Raw genomic sequence first — 17,020 nt, 5'->3', positions numbered from 1 at the left:
CCCTTGAAGCCACCATATCGCAGCACGCGTGCTGCCTCAAAGGAGCGGCCATGACGGCAAAACCCATTAGCAACCTGCGCCACTACTCCCGCATTCCCTTTGACGCCGAGGTGATGTTGCATCTGGAGGACCGCGTGTTGGCGGTTCATTTGGTGGACATTGCGCTCAAGGGCGCCTTGGTGGAAACGCCTGCGTCACAGACGCTGGTGTTGCATGAAAAATGCCGGCTGGTGTTGACGCTGACACAAGGGGGTGACGCCATCACCATGGCCGGGCGCATTGCGCATCTGGAGGGTGCCCACATTGGCGTTGAATGCCAGGAAATTGATATCAACAGCTTGACCCTGTTGCGCCGGTTGATTGAGCTCAACACAGGTGACTCTGCGCGGGTCAATCGCGAGCTCTCCCACATGTTTGCCGGCACCTGGGTGGCCTAGGAGAACAGCATGCCTGAATCGCCCCTTTCACAACGGCTTGAATTGGGGTGGATGACCCGCATGCAATGAATGGCCTGCCGCGTGATGCATCCCCCAAGATCAACGCTCTGCACGCTCATTGCTGAGCGCGCAGGATGAGTAAAGGTGCAGCTCAGCGCATTTGGGTGTAATTGACTGGGATCCACTGGTATGACTTACCTGTGGCGTGCAAATGCCCCAGTCCTGGGAACTGGATGTGGGCTGCGCCAATGAGGGTGCCATTTTTGGCCGCTTGGGTGAACACCCGACTGCGGGCCGTCATCGCTGCTTTGGGGTCGGTGTCGAAGGCGATAGTGACGGCGGGTTTGTCCAGTTGGACGGCCGTCACATGAATCAAATCACCCACCACCATCAGTTTTTGACCCTGGCTTTCGACTAAGTAGGCCGTGTGGCCAGGGGTATGGCCGTGGGTCGGTATGGCGGTGATGCCCTGCATCAAAGAGACGTTGCCCGTGAATGGCCGGTATTCTTGGGCGTCCACATAGGGGTTTAATGAGGCCATTGCCCCTTGGAAAAATCCTTTGCCACCTTCGGGAGCCTTATTCAGCTCGGTTTGGCTGAGCCAGAGGTCCGCGTCGGCTTGATCGGAGCGCACGATGGCGTTCGGGAAAGCGAGTGCGCCGGCGCCGACCATGCCGCCGACGTGATCGGGGTGCATGTGGGTCAGATAGATTTCATCCACTTGGGCAGGCTCGTAGCCTGACGCCTTGAGGTTTTGCGTCAATTTTCCCAACGTAGGGCCAAACAGGCTCCCTGCGCCTGCGTCAATCAGTACCAGTTTGCTCCCGGTGTTGACCAAGTAGGCGTTCACTGATGTCTCCAGCGGGGCCTTGAGAAATGATTTCCCCAGAGCTGCCTTTGTCATGCCTGGTTTTTCGGAGAGCAGCTGGTCCACCGGAAGATCAACAGTGCCATCGCTCAGTGCTGTGACCTCAAAATCGCCCAACATGATTCGAAAGTAGCCGGGGGCTGGGGTTTTTGCCATGGGCGCCGCAGCAAAAACAGCGGAAGTGCCCAGGCTGGCGCAGGTCAGTGTTATTGCCATCGCCAAGGCGCGGGGCAGAGAGGTCAGAGGGGCGGACTTCATGGGATGTCTCCAGGGAAATGAAAAGCGGGATGGGAGAGCGCCTGGTGGGGGGTATTCACGGCGAGTAAGCGCTCCGTCGAGATGGATTGTGGAGTTTTTCATGTGGCGCAACAATAATGAAATATGCAATCTATCTTTGCAAATTTCTCAATAAGGTAGCATGACCAGCATGACCAGCATGACCAGCATGACCAGCATGACCAGCATGACCAGCATGTTGGATGCGATGAAGATGTTTTTGGCGGTCGCGGAATCCGGAACCTTATCAAAGGTGGCCTGGGAACGGACCATGGCCGTCTCTTCGGTCACACGGCGAATTGATGGGCTGGAGGCCGAGTTGGGGGTGCGCCTGTTTCATCGCAGTTCTCGACAGCTCTTGCTGACTGACGCGGGCGAGAAATTTCGGGTCAGTGCCTTGCAAATGGTCAGTGACCTGGAGGGTGTGAAAGCGGAGTTATCGGCGTTGCAAACAGATCCCCATGGCCTGCTGACGGTGACTGCCCCTTCGGGCTTTGGCCGACGCCATGTGGTGCCAGCGGCGATGCGGTTTCTCCAGTTGTACCCTCAAATTCAGCTCAATCTGCACTTAAGTGACGATTTGGTGGATTTGGCCGAGCGCAGGATTGATGTGGCGATTCGCATTGGAAAACTGCCTGACAGCGATCTGGTGGCCACCAAGTTGGCGCAATACAGCCGCCTGGCATGTGCCAGCCCAGATTACCTGGCGCGTGCCGGTTGGCCAGCCACCCCGGAAAATCTGCTGAAACACAATTGCCTGACCATCGCAACCCCGCCGTTGCCAGCCGGTTGGTGGAGCTTTGCAGGCACGCTTGGAGGCTCGCCATTGCCGGTACGTGGCAGCTTTCAGTCGGACGATACTGAAAGTCTTCTGCAAGCTGCGCTGCATGGCATTGGCATTGTTCATCTGGCCAGTTGGCTGGTTGGCTGGTTGGCGAGTTGATCGCCGAGGGCCGTCTGATCTCGCTATTTCCGCAAGCCGCGACTCTGTCACCCAAACAACTGACAGATATTCATGCAGTTCGGCTACCGGGGCGTTCTCACGCCACCCGGGCGAGGCTGTTCATAGACCATTTGAAAACAGAGTTTGACGCTCCGTCGGGTTGGCATCATCGATCAGGGTCTCGTTCCGACGAGCCGGAGTCACCCTCCATCAGCTTGTTTTGATCATCCCTTTGGTCTCAATAAAGGCAATGACCTCGGCCAGCCCTGAATTGGTTTTCAAATTGGTCATGACAAAGGGTTTAAGCCCCTTTGCCGTGGTGCGCATGCGAATGGTGTCGGCTTCCATCACTGCCAAATTGGCACCCACGTGCGGCGCCAGGTCGGTCTTGTTGATGACAAACAGGTCACTCTTGGTGATGCCGGGGCCCCCTTTGCGCGGGATTTTTTCACCCGCTGCCACGTCGATCACGTAAATCGTCAGGTCGCTCAGCTCGGGGCTGAAGGTGGCCGCCAGATTGTCGCCACCGCTCTCCACAAAGACGATGTCGGCGTTGGGGTGCTCCACCAGCATGCGGTCAATGGCTTCCAGGTTGATGGAGCAGTCTTCCCGAATGGCGGTGTGCGGGCAGCCACCGGTTTCCACGCCCATGATGCGATCCGCTTCCAAGGCACCGCTTTCTGTCAGCAGCCGCTGGTCTTCCTTGGTGTAGATGTCGTTGGTGATGGCGACCAGGTCGTACTGTTCGCGCATGGCTTTGCACAGCATCTCCAGCAACGTGGTTTTTCCGGAGCCAACGGGGCCGCCAATGCCCACGCGCAAGGGGGGGAGTTTTTTGGTGCGGTTGGCAATGTGGTGCAGGGCGTTAGTCATGGTGATATTGCTTCTAAATTGATAGCTTCTTGCGCAGACTGTACCGGCGCTAGGACCGGAAAAGACGTGAATACTGCACTTCATGCTGGGCGCTGAGAATCGCCAGCATGGGTGAAAAAGCCTGGCGCTCGTCGTCGGCCAGCGACAGGGCGTGGTCCACGGCGGCGGGAATTTCGGCGGTCAGCGCGGACAAAATGCGTTGACCCGCACTTTGCCCCAGTGGCACGGACTTGATGGCGGCTTGCACCATGTTCTCTGCCCAGCCGAAGGCATAGGTCAGCAGGCAGTCGCGCAGCGGCGCAGCGCAGGCGCTGGCGGCCAGCGAAAACGCCAGCGGGTAGGTGGGTTGCAGGGACGCCAGCGCGCCGATCTGTTCGCCACGCGCCGTGGTGTGGTTGCGCAGCCACTCCAGCAGGGATCGGCCCATTTGCTCGGCCTGGGCGCGCAATTCGCTGCTTTCTCGGGTTTGCAGCACCCATTGGTTGAGTGTTTCCATGCGCGTCATGTCATTCGCTTGCCAAGCGGGAATCGCCTGCGCGACCACCGCCAAGTCACCTCGCGAAAAATTCAAGTGCAACTGGTCAATGAGCCACAACGATGCTTCTTTTTCTGTAGCTACCCGCGCACTTTCTACGGCCGCTTCAAGGCATTCCGAGTATGAAAACCCACCAATCGGCAAGGCCGGTGAGGCCAGCCACATCAGCTGCATCAGGCTGGTGTCCGTGCGGTGCGGGTTGGCCAGGGCGGCCGCGTGGTCAACCATGGTCAGTGGCTGTGTCCGTGGTCATGGCCGCAACCGGGGCCGTGCACATGGGGCGTGCTGGCGGTGGCAATGGGAATGGCGCTGAGTTTGGACTTGGCGGTGCTGGGTAGCTTGACCACCGTGGCCGTGTCATGCGCGTGGCCATGTTCATGGTCGTGCCCACCATGACTGTGGCTGTGGCCAGCCGCGTGGTGACCATAGGCACCGTTTTCTGGCTCAAAAGGCTCGTCCACCGCGTTCACGATCAGGTGCATGGCTCGGAGCATATCGGCCAGCACATGGTCGGGCTCGATTTTCAGATGGTCGGGCTGCAGCTCGATGGGCACATGGCGGTTGCCCAGGTGGTAGGCGGCGCGAATCAAATCAAAGGGCGAGCCATGGTTGGCACAGTGCGTGATTTTGAGCACGGCTTGGGAGGCGGCAATGACCCGAACCAGCGAACCGTCCTCGGCCACCAGCACATCACCGCCGCGCACTGCAGTGCCCCGTGGCAAAAAGACGCCCAGTGCGCGTCCGGTCGAATCCGTCGCATCAAAGCGACTTTTCTGGCGCACGTCCCAGTCCAGCTCGACGGTGGCGGCGCGTTTGAGTAGGACAGGGGAGAGGCCTTGGCCTTGAGAGAGGAGTTTGTTAGCAGTCAGCATATGGCGTTGATTTTTGCTTGAAAAATTGAAAGCTTACATGCACCATTGCATTTGTTGTGTTGATAGCCTTGGAGGGCGTACCGTGAAAAAACTCGAAGTGATTGAAGTCGGGGTTGATCTTGGAGTCATATTTCCTCCTGACCTCCTTAAGCCACTCGATTGCCAGGAGGGTGACACGGTATTCATCACCGAATTGACTAATGGGTTTCATCTGCGTAAATGCACAGCTTCGGAGGCGGAGCAGAGTGATCTGCAACGTATGCCGTAGCGGAACGTGAATATGACACGGGCCGCTTTCTTCGCTTTTCAACCGACGTCGGTTTGGGGAGATCATCAACCCGGATCTCCATCACACTCAAAACAAGAAGTAGCGTTGCGACATGGGCAAGGTGACGGCTGCCTCGCAGGTCAGCAGCTGGCCGTCGGCGCGCACGGTGTAGGTCTGGGCGTCAATCTCCATCTTGGGCAGGTAGTGGTTGTGCACCATGTGTTGCTTGCGCACGCCCCGGATGTTCTTCACGGCACTTAATGTCTTGTGCAAACCAAACTCGTCCTGAATGCCTGCGTTCAAGCCGGCTTGCGAGACAAAGGTGAGCGAACCCCGGGTGAGCGCGCTGCCGTAAGAGCCAAACATGGGGCGGTAATGCACCGGCTGCGGCGTGGGGATGCTGGCGTTGGGGTCGCCCATGGCGGCCATGGCGATGAAGCCGCCTTTCAAAATCAACGCCGGTTTGACGCCGAAGAACGCCGGTTTCCACACCACCAGATCGGCCCACTTGCCGACCTCAATGCTGCCCACCTCATGGCTGATGCCGTGGGCAATGGCCGGGTTGATGGTGTACTTGGCCACATAGCGCTTGGCGCGGAAGTTGTCGTTGCGGGCGTTGTCCTCAGGGAGGGTGCCGCGCTGCTGCTTCATTTTGTGCGCGGTCTGCCAGGTGCGAATGATGACTTCACCCACCCGGCCCATGGCCTGGCTGTCGCTGCTCATCATGGAGATGGCCCCCAGGTCATGCAGGATGTCTTCGGCCGCAATGGTTTCCTTGCGGATGCGGCTCTCGGCAAAGGCCAGGTCTTCGGCAATCGAGGCGTTCAGGTGGTGGCATACCATGAGCATGTCCACATGCTCATCCAGCGTGTTCACCGTGTAAGGCATGGTCGGGTTGGTGGAGGAGGGCAAAAAGTTGGCCTCGCCCACCACGCGCAAGATATCCGGGGCATGGCCGCCGCCCGCGCCTTCGGTGTGAAACGCGCACAACCCTCGCCCTTTGGTGGCCGCAACGGTGTCTTCCACAAAGCCGGACTCGTTGAGCGTGTCCGAGTGCAGGGCCACCTGAATGTCAGTCTCTTCGGCCACGTCCAGGCAGTTGCTGATGGCCGCCGGCGTGCTGCCCCAGTCTTCGTGCAGCTTCAAACCAATCACGCCGGCGTTGATCTGCTCGTGCAGCGCGGCAGGTTGGCTGGCATTGCCTTTGCCAAAGAAGCCCAGGTTCATCGGGAAGGCGTCGGCTGCCTGCAGCATGCGGGCGATGTTCCAGGGCCCTGGTGTGCAGGTGGTGGCAAAGGTGCCGGTGGCGGGGCCGGTGCCACCGCCCATCATGGTGGTGATGCCGCTGGCCTGGGCCTCTTCAATCTGCTGCGGGCAAATGAAGTGAATATGGCAATCAATGCCCCCGGCGGTGACGATGTTGCCCTCGCAGCTGATGACCTCGGTGCCGGGCCCGATGATGATGTCCACGCCGGGCTGGGTGTCGGGGTTGCCGGCTTTGCCAATGGCCACAATGCGCCCGCCTTTGAGGCCAATGTCGGCTTTCACAATACCCCAGTGGTCCAGAATCAGGGCATTGGTCATGACGCAGTCCACGGCGCCTTCAGCGCGTATACGCTGGCTTTGCGCCATGCCGTCGCGAATGGTCTTGCCGCCGCCAAACTTCACTTCTTCGCCGTAACCGCCGGCACCTAACGTGAAGTCTTTTTCGACTTCAATCAGTAAATCGGTGTCGGCCAGGCGCACCCGGTCGCCCACGGTGGGGCCAAATATTTCGGCGTAGGCGCGTCGTCCAATCGTTGCCATCAGAGCTTTCCTTGTATGTGTCCGCGAAAACCAAACACCACGCGGTCCCCGGCGAAGTCCACCAGTTCCACGGTGCGTTGCTGGCCCGGTTCGAACCGCACGGCCAGGCCAGAGGCGATGTTCAGGCGCATGCCTTTTGCGGCGGCGCGGTCAAAGCCCAGCGCGCCATTGGTTTCTGCAAAGTGGTAGTGCGAGCCGACCTGAATGGGCCGGTCGGCCGTGTTCTGCACCACCAGCGTCAGGGTGCGCCGCCCGGGGTTCAGAACGTGGTCCGGGCCGTCGGTGATGAGTTCGCCTGGGATCATGGTGAGTCTTCGTTTTATTTACTTGCCACCACGGCTGAGCCAGATGCCCAGTGCCACCATCGCGCCCAAGGCCACCAGGCCCCAGGCATCGGTGGCGTGGCCATGGGGCCCGGTCAGCCCATGGCCGTCATGGGCCAATACGCTGTTAGCGCCGGTCCACAGCGCGCAAGCTGCTATTGTTTTGATATTTTTCAGGCGAGAGGCTGGCATGGAAGGTCTCCGTTCAATGGGCGGTTAAACAATGGGCTGGTGCACGGTGACCAGTTTGGTGCCGTCAGGGAAGGTGGCTTCGACCTGAATGTCGGGAATCATCTCGGCAATGCCGTCCATGACGTCGGCCCGGGTGAGCAGGGTGCGGCCCTCGCTCATCAACTGCGCCACGGTTTTGCCGTCGCGGGCGCCTTCCATGACCGCTGCGCTGATGAAGGCAATGGCCTCCGGGTAGTTGAGCTTGAGCCCACGCGCCTTGCGGCGCTCCGCCAACAATCCGGCGGTGAAGATGAGCAGCTTGTCTTTTTCACGAGGAGTTAGTTCCATTTCGTTTCGCTTCGCTCAATAGTTAGCTCGTGCGGCCGCAAATGCCGGCCGAGCACGAGGGGTAAGTTCCATACCCTTGTTATGCAAATCCCGTGCCGTGGCATGAAAACTGCACCGTGACTGGGTCATGACCGCCGCCATTCCTCCTGTTTCATCCCCGCACAGCGAACCCGTGCAGCGCATCACCCTGGTGCGGCGGGACTACAACGCCTGGGTGGGCAGCGAGACGATGGAGGACTACGCGCTGCGCTTCACGCCGCAGCGCTTTCGCAAGTGGTCGGAGTGGCGGGTGGCCAACACGGCGTTTGGGGCGGCCTCGTTTCTGATTCTGGAAGCCGTGGGTGCCACGCTGCTGGTGCAATACGGGTTTGCCAATGCCTTCTGGGCCATTCTGGCCACAGGGCTGATCATCTTTTTGGCCGGGCTGCCCATCAGCATCTACGCCGCCCGCTACGGGGTGGATATGGATTTACTCACTCGGGGCGCGGGCTTTGGCTACATCGGCTCCACGCTCACCTCGCTCATTTACGCCTCCTTCACCTTCATCTTCTTCGCGCTGGAGGCTGCAGTGATGGCCTATGCGCTGGAGCTGGCGCTGGGTGTGCCGCCGCGCTGGGGGTATTTGATTTGCGCCTTGGTGGTGATTCCGCTCGTCACCCATGGCGTGTCCACCATCAGCCGCTTGCAGATTTGGACGCAGCCGCTGTGGCTGGTGATGCTGGTGGTGCCGTTTGCCTTTGTGCTGGTGCGCGATCCTGGTGCGTTTTCTGGCGTGGTGCACTACATCGGTGAGAAGTCCAGCACGTCGGAATTCAGTCTGCTTCATTTTGGTGCTTCCCTGACGGTGGGGGTGGCCTTGATGACCCAAATGGGGGAGCAGGCCGATTACCTGCGTTTCATGCCAGCACGCACCCAGTCGAACCAATTGCGCTGGTGGGGAGGGGTGCTGATGGGCGGGCCGGGTTGGGTGTTGTTGGGGGTGCTGAAAATGCTGGGCGGGGCGCTGCTGGCGTTTCTGGCCATCAGCCACGCCGTGCCACCCGATCGGGCAGTGGACCCGAACCAGATGTATTTGGCCGCCTATGAGTATGTGTTTCCCCATTACGGTTGGGCGGTGGCGGCCACGGCGCTGTTTGTGGTGGTGTCGCAACTCAAGATCAATGTCACCAACGCCTACGCAGGCTCGCTGGCCTGGTCCAACTTTTTCTCGCGCCTCACCCACAGCCATCCGGGGCGGGTGGTGTGGGTGGTATTCAACACGCTGATTGCCTTCATGCTCATGGAGATGAACGTGTTTCAGGCGCTGGGTGACGTGCTGGGGCTGTACTCCAACATCGCCATTGCCTGGATGATGGCGGTGGTGGCCGACCTTGTCATCAACAAACCGCTTGGCCTGTCACCCCCGGGCATTGAGTTCAAGCGCGCCCACCTGTATGACATCAACCCGGTCGGCGTGGGGGCTATGGCGCTGGCCTCCGTGCTCTCCATCACCGCGCATCTGGGGGTGTTTGGCCCCTTGGCGCAGGCGTTTTCCGCACTGATTGCGCTGGGCACCGCTCTGGTGACCTCGCCCCTGATCGCCTGGGCCACACAAGGCAAGTACTACATCGCCCGTGAGGCCGCACCCGCGCCCCGTTGTGGCGGCTCGGCTGGCCATGCCTTGCAGCGCTGTGTGATTTGCGAACGCGAATACGAAGGGCCGGACATGGCGCATTGCCCAGCCTACCAGGGCGCCATCTGCTCCCTGTGTTGCACCTTGGACGCGCGTTGCGGTGACTTGTGCAAACCGCACGCCAGCCTGTCCCGTCAGTGGCAGGGTTTGTTGCACTGGCTGCTGCCCCGGCGAAGTTGGCCTTACTTGGATACGGGGCTGGGCGCCTTCATGTTGCTGATGCTGGTGATCGCGCCGGTGCTGGCCAGCGTGTTTGGCCTGCTGTACCGGCAAGAACTCAACGCCTTGTTGGCGCTGGCAACCGATTCCGACTTTCTACAGGCGCCACAAGCGGCCCTGCGTTCCGGCTTTGTGAAAGCCTACATGGCGCTGCTCGTTATTGCCGGCCTGGTGGCATGGTGGGTGGTGCTGGCGCACAAAACCCGTCAGGTGGCGCAGGAGGAGTCCAACCGCCAAACCCATTTGCTCATGCTAGAGATTGAATCTCATCGTCAGACGGACCAGGCCTTGCAAACCGCCAAGCGCGTGGCCGACCAGGCGCGCCACGCCGCTGACCTGGCCAACCAGGCCAAGAGCCGTTACATCAGCGCCATCAGCCACGAGTTGCGCACGCCACTCAACAGCATTCTGGGCTATGCCCAACTCATGGGCGAGGATGCCACCATTCCCGCGCACCGCAAACAGGCGGTCAGCGTCATCAAACGCGGTGGCGAGCATTTGTTGTCGTTGATCGAAGGTACGCTGGACATGGCCCACATTGAGGCTGGCAAGCTTTCGCTTAACGTCAAGCCCATGCACTTTGGCAGCTTCATGCAGGAAATGGCCAGCATGTTCGAGCTGGAAGCCGACGGCAAGGGGCTGGTCTTTCACTATGAAGGAAACGGCACGCTGCCTACGCTCGTGCGGGCGGACGAAAAGCGGGTGCGCCAGATCCTGATCAACCTGCTGGGCAATGCCGTCAAGTTCACCCAAACCGGGCGGGTCGTGTTTCGCCTGCGCTATGCCCGGGAAATGGCTTTCATCGAGATCGAAGACACCGGGCCGGGCTTGTCCACTGACGAGATGGAGCGCATTTTTGAGCCCTTCACCCGTGTCAACACGCCCGGCTCGGCCGTCCCTGGCGCGGGGCTGGGCTTGACCATGGCCAAGATGCTGACTGATTTGATGGGCGGTGAAATTAAGGTGGTCAGCACGCCGGGCCAGGGATCGGTGTTCAAGGTCAAGCTGTTTTTGCCGGAGGTGCATTTGGCGCCCGGTGGAGTCGGACAGAACCTTGTGCCACGAACCAGCCCGCCGCGCCACGGCTATGTGGGGCCACGCCGGAAAATTTTGGTGGTGGACAACGAAGAGGCGGACCGGGAGCTGTTGGTGAAGCTGCTGCAACCATTGGGTTTTGAGCTGCGCACGGCGGCCAGTGGGCACGACTGCCTGGACTTGCTCACGGCTGGCTACCAGCCCGATGTGATCTTCATGGACCTAGCCATGCCCGGTATTGACGGCTGGGAAACCATTCGCCGGCTGCGCGGGCTTACCAAAGACGGCTCGGTGCCGTTGCCTCACATCGCCATCGTCTCCGCCAACGCGTTTGACAAGGGCTTGGACAACGATGTCGCCGTGTCGCCTGATGACTTCATACTCAAACCCGTGCGCCACTCTGAAATGCTTGACTGGCTGGCCAACCGGCTTCAACTGACCTGGCTGGAGGCCCCCGCCGCAGCCACCCTTGTGGCACCGTCCAGTGCAACCGCCACCAGGGTTTGGCCGCCCACGGCCCAACTCGATGCGCTGCGGGAAGTGGTGGCCCTGGGCTATTACCGGGGCATATTGAACAGGCTGGACGACATTGACGCAGCGCAACCCCAGTGCGCTGCCTTGGTGGAGGAGTTGCGCGGGTTGGCCCGGCAGTTTCAGTTTGAAGCCATGTTGAAAAAACTGACTCTGGCAAACAGCCCATGAGCATAAGCAGTTCACTTTCCCGATCCTACGAATGACACAAAAGACGCTCGACAAAACCCTGGACCGCGCCAACAGCGACGTGGTGCTGATCGTGGACGATGTGCCCGACAACTTGGCCGTGTTACATGACGCGCTGGACGAATCCGGCTACACCGTGCTCGTGGCCACCAGTGGAGAGGCCGCTTTGCAGCGCGCCGAGCAAGCCCTGCCGGATATCGTTCTGCTGGACGCCATGATGCCGGGCATGGACGGTTTTGAGGTGGCGCGCCGCCTGAAGGCTGCGCCCACCACGGCGCACATTCCCATCATTTTCATGACCGGGCTCACCGAGACCGAGTACCTAGTGGCGGCACTGGAGGCGGGCGGGGTGGACTATGTGACCAAACCCATCAAGCCCAAAGAGGTGATGGCGCGCATGGGCGTGCACCTGCAGGGCGCGCGCGAAAAGCGCCAGACCCGCAACGCGCTAGACGCCTTTGGCTACGCCAGCATCACCGTGCGGGTGAGCGACGGCAAACTCATGTGGCAAACGCCATTGGCGCGTGACCTGCTGTTGCGCTACTACGGCACGCAAGCGCCGCACATGCCAGAGCCGGTGGTGCTGTGGCTGCGTCGCCATGTGAGCCGTGCCGAGGTCATGGTGGAGCCGCCGCGGCTGAGTATTGAGGCCGGTCCCAAGCGCCTCACATTTCGCCTGCATCAGCAGATTGGCGACAGCGAAGGCGGTGGCGACTGGCTCATCATCATGCAGGAGGTGAGCGACGAAAGCGTGATTGAGGCCATTGCCCTGAGCTTCAAGCTCACGCCCAAAGAGGCCGAGGTGCTGTACTGGGTCATCAAGGGCAAGATCAACCGCGACATTGGCGACATTCTGGGCTCCAGCCCCATGACGGTGAAGAAGCACCTGGAGCGGGTGTTTGCCAAACTGGGTGTGGAGACCCGCACGGCAGCGGCCAGCATGGCCATGAGCCGCATTCGCCAACTCCACCCGCAGTTTAAGGGTTAACCACAAGCCTTTTAGGCCGCTAGCTCTTATCTAGTATGCGGAGGTGGCTATCAATAAGATAGTAATTTGGAGGCCATCAGGCTGACTGACCTGTTGCCTCGTGGTCGCCGTCGCGGCGGCGTTGGGCGCGCTGCACCAGTATGGTTAGCAGCATTATCGCTGCGGCCGAACCCATGAGTGCGGGGGAGTTGCTCAGCACTTGGGTCAGGCCGTTCAACGCTTGCAAGCTCACTTGCTGGACCCGCATTGCCAGGATAATCACGTCGCCGACTTGCACGTTTTGCACCTCTTCAAGCGGCACGTTCATGTCAGCCAAACCGGAGCGAAACCGGTTGTTGGCGAAAATGCCGTTCGCCACGGCCATCAGCGACAGGATGCCCAACGGCTTGATCAGGTGCGCCAGCAAACGGCTGCGCTCAGCCGGGGGCGCCGCCGCATACACCTCGCCCACCAGTTGGGCGATGTTGGTTTCGGTCATGGCGGAGTCCAGTTCACCGGGTGCGGGGGGTGCTTTCGATGGAATTGAATTCAAGGTGGTTTCTCCTGCAACAAGGCACCCGGTTTTCAGGCGCCAAAGCCGCTGTTTATTTGTTATGTCCTGAACGTTCAGGTTAGTTCGGATTGTGCCAATCAAGTGTGTCCAATTGATGTCCAAGTGTGTTGACGTGTAAATCCTTCGCCTTCCAGTGGGGCGTGTTTACCGCTCGGATGCACCCGCCTTTAGCGATTTTTTGAAATGATAGGCGGCCTTGGGGCGCTATTTATGGAGTAGCGGTTCAATTCGCCGGCGCGCTTTACAACTTGCGCCACACACTGGCCAGCCAGGGCTGCTGCTCAACCGGCAAGCCCGCTGGCCGGTAGTAATGGTGCAGCTCGGAAAACCCGGCGGTCGACATGAAATGGCGCCAGCCCGCCAGGTCGTGGTAAGTGCCATAACGGTCCTGGTTCCAGCCCTCGTCGTTGTTGCCGCGCGGGTTGGAGCTGAACAGCACCCCCTGCGGTTTGAGCGTGACGTGCAACTGCGCCAACACCTGTGGCAGTGCCGCGCTGGGCACATGAAACAGGGATGCATTGGCAAACACGCCGTCGAACCGCTTGGCGGGCAAGTCCAGCGTCAGAAAATTCTGGTGCCACACCTCACACCCGCTGTAGGTACGCGCCATCTCGGCAAAGCGCTCAGAGCCGTCCAGGCCCACCGGCTGGTGCCCCAGCGCCTTAAAAGCCTTCAGGTCGCGCCCCGGCCCGCAGCCCACATCCAGAATTGCCAGCGGGGCGGCGCCCTCGATGTACTGCAGCAAGGCGTCCATGTTTTGGCGCACATCGTGGTCTCGCGTGCCTTCAAAAAAATCTTCAGCGCGCTCGTCGTAGTGGGCCACCGTGCGTTGGGCAATATCTGCCAAGGCGGGGTGAGGGGGCGTGGGTTTGGGTTTAGGTTTGGGTTTGGGTTTGGAGGTCATGTGGGTAAGTCCTGAAACGTTTGGGCTAGTTGCTCGGCCAAGGCTCGCACCCGCCTGGGCTGGGCCCGGCTGGGGGGGAACAGCATTTGCAAGGGGGAGGCGGGCTGGGCGTGTTCGGCCAACAATTCGACCAAGTGTCCCGCCCTGATGTCCGGGCCCACACCCAGCTCTGATTTCAGCATGACGCCATAACCCGCCAGGCACCACTGGCGTACCAGTGCGCCGTCGTTGGCAATTCGGTCGCCGCGCACGGTAACGAGCTGCGGCAAGGTGTCGGGGCCAAACCGCCACACGTTGTCCAGATGGGTGCCAAATCGCATGACCAGGCAGTTGTGGCTCTGTAAATCGACCGGCTGATGGGGGGCGCCGTGGCGCTCCCGATAGGCGGGCGCCGCGCAGACCACGCGCCGCCGGGGCGTCAAGGTTCTTACCCGCAAGCTGCTGTCTGTGACGACGCCAAACCGCAAGGCAATATCAATCCCCTGGCCCACCACGTCGACATAACTGTCGGACAGCAGCAGTTCTACCGAGATGGCGGGGTGCAGGGACAGAAAGCGGTTGATCGCGTCCGACACCACCGTGCGACCAATGTCGCTGGGTGCGCTGATCCGTATCGGGCCGGACAGCGCCTGCGCGCCGAGGCGAATACGGGATTCCAGGTCATCGACCTCCGCCAGCACGTCTTTGGCGCCTTCCAGCAGGGTCCGACCCTCGTCGGTCAAGCTAATGGCGCGGGTCGTGCGGTTCAAAAGCACCACCCCAAAGTGCGCCTCCAGTGCCGACAGTCGCTCGGACACCGTGGTGGGCGAGAGCCCAGCCTCCCGCCCGGCGGCGGTCAGGCTGCCCTTTTCGACGATTTGCAGAAACAGGGCGATGTTGTTGAGTAGCAATGTACGGTCTTTCCGGATTATCTATTTAACTTAAGGTAGTTTATTCGGTTTATCCAATCAAATAAAGTCTCCCCATCAGCAACCCGGAGCAACCCACATGACCCAATTGACCATCGACGCCAACATCCACGCCAATCCCGTTCAAATCGATCTGGTCAAAGTGGAGCCGAAAAAACTGGTGTCCATCACCCGCGCTGAAAAAGGCTGCCTGCAGTACGACTTGCACCGCGACAACAGCAACCCCGTTCATTTCATGTTTTTTGAAAACTGGGAGTCCTGCGAGCTGAGGCAGACCCACATGGGCGCGTCTCATTTGGCCGCCTACATGAAAGCCATCTACGGCGCCGTGGCGCAATTCATCTTGAATGAAATGACCCAGATCCTTTGATCAGCAGGCCAACCTCTGCCAGCACCTCTACAAAGAAAGAAGTCCATGAAAGCCGTCGCCCTGACCCATTACCTGCCCGTCTCCAATCCCAACGCCTTTTTGGATGTGAACTTGCCCACGCCAACTGCCTTGGGTCGTGACCTTCTGGTCGCGGTCAAAGCCGTGTCGATCAACCCGGTCGATACCAAAGTGCGCAGTCCCAAAGACACGGTGGAAAAAACGCCCCGTGTGCTGGGTTGGGATGCCAGCGGCGTGGTTGAAGCGGTCGGCCCGGACGTGACCTTTTTCAAGGTCGGTGATGAGGTGTATTACGCAGGTGACATCACGCGCTCGGGTTCCAATGCACAGTTCCAACTGGTGGACGAGCGCATTGTCGGAGGCAAACCCAAGTCGCTCAGCTTTGCCGAAGCGGCCGCACTGCCGCTGACCACTATCACCGCCTATGAGGCCTTCTTTGACCGCTTGGGCATTGACCGCAATGGCGCCAACAAGGGCGAGTCGGTGCTGATCATTGGGGCCGGCGGTGGGGTGGACTCCATTGGCATTCAGCTGGCTAAGGGGGCGGGTCTGGTGGTCATTGCCACGGCGTTGCGCCCCGAAACAGAGGCATGTGTCAAGGCGCTGGGGGCAGACTATGTCGTCAATCACCGTCAACCCATGGTGGAGCAGGTGCGCGCGCTGGGGTTCCAGCATGTGGACCACATCGCCATCTTCAATGACATGACCCATTGGGACGCCGCGGTGGAGCTGATTCGTCCGCAAGGCGGCATTGTCACCATCGACGACACCGACAAGCCCATGCCGATGGAGGGCATGAAGATGAAGTCGGCCAGCCTGCATTGGGAATTCATGTTTGCCCGCGCCATGCACCAAACGCCGGACATGATCGAACAGCTCAAGCTGTTGAGCTATGTGGCTGGTGAAATTGACGCTGGGCGCATCAGAACCACCTTGGACCAAGTGTTGAGCCCGATCAATGCTGCCAATCTGCGCGCCGCCCATGCGCAGATTGAGACGGGACAAGCAAAGGGCAAGATCGTCGTTGAAGGCTTCTGAGGCGTTTGGTGTGAAGTTGGCTCAGGGCCGGCGAAAGGCAATTTGCTGGCGGGACCAGTAGCTGGAATCCAACCGGTCCAGCCGGACCACGCCACCCGTGGACGGGGCGTGAACAAACCGGCCATTGCCCACGTAGATGCCCGCGTGAGTGGCTTGGTTGCGTGGGGAAAACAGGACCAAGTCGCCGGTGCGGATGCTGTTGTTGGGAACCGATTGACCCCAGTCTTGCAACTGGGCGACGGTGCGCGGCGGCTGCACGCCCGCGCGGGCACGATACACATGGCCAATCAGGCCACTGCAGTCAAATCCCGAGTCGGGCGTGTTGCCGCCATAACGGTAAGGCGTGCCGACGAGACCCATGGCGTAAATAGTGACGTCGGTGGATTGCTCTGGCGACACCCGCGAGGGCACATCGACACTGCTGTAATCGGGCAATGCGCTGTAGCGCGGGGGGGCGGTGCCGCAAGCGCTCAGTAGGGCGGCGGCCAGGATCACAGTGGTTATGCCAAAGGGCTTATCAAGGGTCATGGCAACAATCGGGTCATGATGGCTTTCAATAAAACACAGGTCACGCCTTGCGTCAAGTCGAGGGTTTTCAGTGGGATTGCGAAATCATCCCGTTAGTTCCATCTGACGTAAACCCACACACTAAGCGCACTACCCAAGACCCACAAGAGCCAAGTCTGTGAAACGCCATAGGGGTAGAGCATCAAGGCCAGGCCCGACCAGGTGAGTGCTGGGAGCGCATTTTTCCGACCCCGGCGGAAGGCCACATAGCCCAGAATTCCGAACAGAATAGCGCCTGCCAGATAAGCCGTTCTGGGTAGGGTCAGGCCAAGGGACTCTAACTGTTGGATTTCATTCATGGGGCATCC

General features: G+C 60.1%; 21 protein-coding genes. 7 read left to right on the top strand and 14 right to left on the bottom strand.

Going from position 1 to position 17,020, the window contains the following annotated elements; genetic code table 11:
* The first annotated feature begins 50 nt into the window (after positions 1 to 50).
* The gene (locus J8G15_RS10165; protein WP_210547350.1) at positions 51 to 437 is read left to right on the top strand and encodes a PilZ domain-containing protein; all 387 of its coding nucleotides are present in this window, start codon (positions 51 to 53) and stop codon (positions 435 to 437) included.
* 151 nt (positions 438 to 588) lie between these two features.
* On the opposite strand, the gene J8G15_RS10160 is transcribed toward J8G15_RS10165, so the two are convergent.
* Positions 589 to 1,563, bottom strand: a complete 975-nt coding sequence (locus J8G15_RS10160; protein WP_240538514.1) for an MBL fold metallo-hydrolase — start codon at positions 1,561 to 1,563, stop codon at positions 589 to 591.
* Between the two features lie 147 nt (positions 1,564 to 1,710).
* Positions 1,711 to 1,854: a hypothetical protein gene (locus J8G15_RS21540; RefSeq protein ID WP_240538599.1), complete on the bottom strand. Its 144-nt coding sequence runs from the start codon at positions 1,852 to 1,854 to the stop codon at positions 1,711 to 1,713.
* On the opposite strand from J8G15_RS21540, the gene J8G15_RS10155 reads away from it, so the two are divergent.
* Positions 1,790 to 2,524, top strand: coding sequence for a LysR substrate-binding domain-containing protein (locus J8G15_RS10155; protein ID WP_370627545.1), 735 nt, complete (start codon positions 1,790 to 1,792; stop codon positions 2,522 to 2,524). The genes J8G15_RS21540 and J8G15_RS10155 overlap by 65 nt on opposite strands.
* Positions 2,525 to 2,734: 210 nt before the next feature.
* On the opposite strand, the gene ureG is transcribed toward J8G15_RS10155, so the two are convergent.
* The 3 genes from ureG to ureE are packed head-to-tail and all read right to left on the bottom strand — an operon-like array spanning position 2,735 to position 4,804.
* Positions 2,735 to 3,397, bottom strand: a complete 663-nt coding sequence (gene ureG, locus J8G15_RS10150; RefSeq protein ID WP_210547348.1) for an urease accessory protein UreG — start codon at positions 3,395 to 3,397, stop codon at positions 2,735 to 2,737.
* 49 nt (positions 3,398 to 3,446) lie between these two features.
* A complete protein-coding gene (locus tag J8G15_RS10145) occupies positions 3,447 to 4,160 on the bottom strand; it encodes an urease accessory protein UreF (RefSeq protein WP_210547347.1) in 714 nt (237 codons plus the stop codon).
* Positions 4,161 to 4,162: 2 nt separating this feature from the next.
* Positions 4,163 to 4,804, bottom strand: a complete 642-nt coding sequence (ureE, locus tag J8G15_RS10140) for an urease accessory protein UreE (protein ID WP_210547346.1) — start codon at positions 4,802 to 4,804, stop codon at positions 4,163 to 4,165.
* Positions 4,805 to 4,886: 82 nt separating this feature from the next.
* On the opposite strand from ureE, the gene J8G15_RS10135 reads away from it, so the two are divergent.
* Positions 4,887 to 5,072: a hypothetical protein gene (locus J8G15_RS10135; RefSeq protein WP_210547345.1), complete on the top strand. Its 186-nt coding sequence runs from the start codon at positions 4,887 to 4,889 to the stop codon at positions 5,070 to 5,072.
* A gap of 87 nt (positions 5,073 to 5,159) precedes the next feature.
* Here the strand turns inward: J8G15_RS10135 and ureC are convergent, their stop codons facing one another.
* From ureC to ureA, 4 genes are read right to left on the bottom strand one after another with little or no spacing between them, the layout of a single operon-like run.
* Positions 5,160 to 6,878: an urease subunit alpha gene (gene ureC / locus J8G15_RS10130; protein ID WP_210547344.1), complete on the bottom strand. Its 1,719-nt coding sequence runs from the start codon at positions 6,876 to 6,878 to the stop codon at positions 5,160 to 5,162.
* Positions 6,878 to 7,183 (bottom strand): urease subunit beta, encoded by a 306-nt coding sequence (locus tag J8G15_RS10125; protein WP_210547343.1) that lies wholly within the window; start codon positions 7,181 to 7,183, stop codon positions 6,878 to 6,880. Before J8G15_RS10125 ends, ureC begins: the two co-directional genes overlap by 1 nt.
* A gap of 18 nt (positions 7,184 to 7,201) precedes the next feature.
* The gene (locus J8G15_RS10120; RefSeq protein ID WP_210547342.1) at positions 7,202 to 7,393 is read right to left on the bottom strand and encodes a hypothetical protein; all 192 of its coding nucleotides are present in this window, start codon (positions 7,391 to 7,393) and stop codon (positions 7,202 to 7,204) included.
* Between the two features lie 24 nt (positions 7,394 to 7,417).
* A complete protein-coding gene (gene ureA, locus J8G15_RS10115; protein WP_210547341.1) occupies positions 7,418 to 7,720 on the bottom strand; it encodes an urease subunit gamma in 303 nt (100 codons plus the stop codon).
* 127 nt (positions 7,721 to 7,847) lie between these two features.
* Between ureA and J8G15_RS10110 the strand changes: the two genes are divergently transcribed.
* Both J8G15_RS10110 and J8G15_RS10105 read left to right on the top strand, forming a co-directional pair.
* A complete protein-coding gene (locus J8G15_RS10110) occupies positions 7,848 to 11,348 on the top strand; it encodes an ATP-binding protein (RefSeq protein WP_210547340.1) in 3,501 nt (1,166 codons plus the stop codon).
* Positions 11,349 to 11,379: 31 nt separating this feature from the next.
* The gene (locus J8G15_RS10105) at positions 11,380 to 12,354 is read left to right on the top strand and encodes a response regulator transcription factor (protein ID WP_210547339.1); all 975 of its coding nucleotides are present in this window, start codon (positions 11,380 to 11,382) and stop codon (positions 12,352 to 12,354) included.
* Between the two features lie 76 nt (positions 12,355 to 12,430).
* On the opposite strand, the gene J8G15_RS10100 is transcribed toward J8G15_RS10105, so the two are convergent.
* The 3 genes from J8G15_RS10100 to J8G15_RS10090 form a co-directional block, all read right to left on the bottom strand.
* Positions 12,431 to 12,886, bottom strand: coding sequence for a hypothetical protein (locus tag J8G15_RS10100; RefSeq protein WP_210547338.1), 456 nt, complete (start codon positions 12,884 to 12,886; stop codon positions 12,431 to 12,433).
* Positions 12,887 to 13,148: 262 nt separating this feature from the next.
* Positions 13,149 to 13,811, bottom strand: a complete 663-nt coding sequence (locus tag J8G15_RS10095; RefSeq protein WP_210547337.1) for a bifunctional 2-polyprenyl-6-hydroxyphenol methylase/3-demethylubiquinol 3-O-methyltransferase UbiG — start codon at positions 13,809 to 13,811, stop codon at positions 13,149 to 13,151.
* On the bottom strand, positions 13,808 to 14,701 hold the full coding sequence (locus J8G15_RS10090) for a LysR family transcriptional regulator (protein WP_210547336.1): 894 nt from the start codon (positions 14,699 to 14,701) through the stop codon (positions 13,808 to 13,810). The genes J8G15_RS10095 and J8G15_RS10090 overlap by 4 nt, the downstream gene beginning before the upstream one ends.
* Positions 14,702 to 14,798: 97 nt before the next feature.
* Between J8G15_RS10090 and J8G15_RS10085 the strand changes: the two genes are divergently transcribed.
* Positions 14,799 to 15,089 (top strand): putative quinol monooxygenase, encoded by a 291-nt coding sequence (locus J8G15_RS10085; RefSeq protein ID WP_210547335.1) that lies wholly within the window; start codon positions 14,799 to 14,801, stop codon positions 15,087 to 15,089.
* 45 nt (positions 15,090 to 15,134) lie between these two features.
* The gene (locus J8G15_RS10080; RefSeq protein WP_210547334.1) at positions 15,135 to 16,145 is read left to right on the top strand and encodes a zinc-binding alcohol dehydrogenase family protein; all 1,011 of its coding nucleotides are present in this window, start codon (positions 15,135 to 15,137) and stop codon (positions 16,143 to 16,145) included.
* A 21-nt stretch (positions 16,146 to 16,166) separates the two neighbouring features.
* Here the strand turns inward: J8G15_RS10080 and J8G15_RS10075 are convergent, their stop codons facing one another.
* Positions 16,167 to 16,673: a C40 family peptidase gene (locus tag J8G15_RS10075; protein ID WP_210547333.1), complete on the bottom strand. Its 507-nt coding sequence runs from the start codon at positions 16,671 to 16,673 to the stop codon at positions 16,167 to 16,169.
* Between the two features lie 92 nt (positions 16,674 to 16,765).
* On the bottom strand, positions 16,766 to 17,011 hold the full coding sequence (locus tag J8G15_RS10070) for a hypothetical protein (protein WP_210547332.1): 246 nt from the start codon (positions 17,009 to 17,011) through the stop codon (positions 16,766 to 16,768).
* Positions 17,012 to 17,020: the final 9 nt, after the last annotated feature.

This window comes from Rhodoferax sp. PAMC 29310 (assembly GCF_017948265.1).
Classification (GTDB): Bacteria; Pseudomonadota; Gammaproteobacteria; order Burkholderiales; family Burkholderiaceae_C; genus Rhodoferax.
This window is presented reverse-complemented; position numbering and strand designations above follow the sequence as displayed.

Bases quoted from the DNA above. Each gene is read 5' to 3' on its own strand.
- J8G15_RS10080 (WP_210547334.1), top strand. From the start codon at position 15,135: ATGAAAGCCGTCGCCCTGACCCATTACCTGCCCGTCTCCAATCCCAAC.
- J8G15_RS10070 (WP_210547332.1), bottom strand. From the start codon at position 17,011: ATGAATGAAATCCAACAGTTAGAGTCCCTTGGCCTGACCCTACCCAGA.
- J8G15_RS10160 (WP_240538514.1), bottom strand. From the start codon at position 1,563: ATGAAGTCCGCCCCTCTGACCTCTCTGCCCCGCGCCTTGGCGATGGCA.
- J8G15_RS10120 (WP_210547342.1), bottom strand. From the start codon at position 7,393: ATGCCAGCCTCTCGCCTGAAAAATATCAAAACAATAGCAGCTTGCGCG.
- J8G15_RS10125 (WP_210547343.1), bottom strand. From the start codon at position 7,183: ATGATCCCAGGCGAACTCATCACCGACGGCCCGGACCACGTTCTGAAC.
- J8G15_RS10095 (WP_210547337.1), bottom strand. From the start codon at position 13,811: ATGACCTCCAAACCCAAACCCAAACCTAAACCCAAACCCACGCCCCCT.
- J8G15_RS10105 (WP_210547339.1), top strand. From the start codon at position 11,380: ATGACACAAAAGACGCTCGACAAAACCCTGGACCGCGCCAACAGCGAC.
- J8G15_RS10155 (WP_370627545.1), top strand. From the start codon at position 1,790: ATGAAGATGTTTTTGGCGGTCGCGGAATCCGGAACCTTATCAAAGGTG.
- ureA (WP_210547341.1), bottom strand. From the start codon at position 7,720: ATGGAACTAACTCCTCGTGAAAAAGACAAGCTGCTCATCTTCACCGCC.
- J8G15_RS10075 (WP_210547333.1), bottom strand. From the start codon at position 16,673: ATGACCCTTGATAAGCCCTTTGGCATAACCACTGTGATCCTGGCCGCC.
- ureC (WP_210547344.1), bottom strand. From the start codon at position 6,878: ATGGCAACGATTGGACGACGCGCCTACGCCGAAATATTTGGCCCCACC.
- ureG (WP_210547348.1), bottom strand. From the start codon at position 3,397: ATGACTAACGCCCTGCACCACATTGCCAACCGCACCAAAAAACTCCCC.
- J8G15_RS10165 (WP_210547350.1), top strand. From the start codon at position 51: ATGACGGCAAAACCCATTAGCAACCTGCGCCACTACTCCCGCATTCCC.
- J8G15_RS21540 (WP_240538599.1), bottom strand. From the start codon at position 1,854: ATGGTCCGTTCCCAGGCCACCTTTGATAAGGTTCCGGATTCCGCGACC.
- ureE (WP_210547346.1), bottom strand. From the start codon at position 4,804: ATGCTGACTGCTAACAAACTCCTCTCTCAAGGCCAAGGCCTCTCCCCT.
- J8G15_RS10145 (WP_210547347.1), bottom strand. From the start codon at position 4,160: ATGGTTGACCACGCGGCCGCCCTGGCCAACCCGCACCGCACGGACACC.
- J8G15_RS10085 (WP_210547335.1), top strand. From the start codon at position 14,799: ATGACCCAATTGACCATCGACGCCAACATCCACGCCAATCCCGTTCAA.
- J8G15_RS10110 (WP_210547340.1), top strand. From the start codon at position 7,848: ATGACCGCCGCCATTCCTCCTGTTTCATCCCCGCACAGCGAACCCGTG.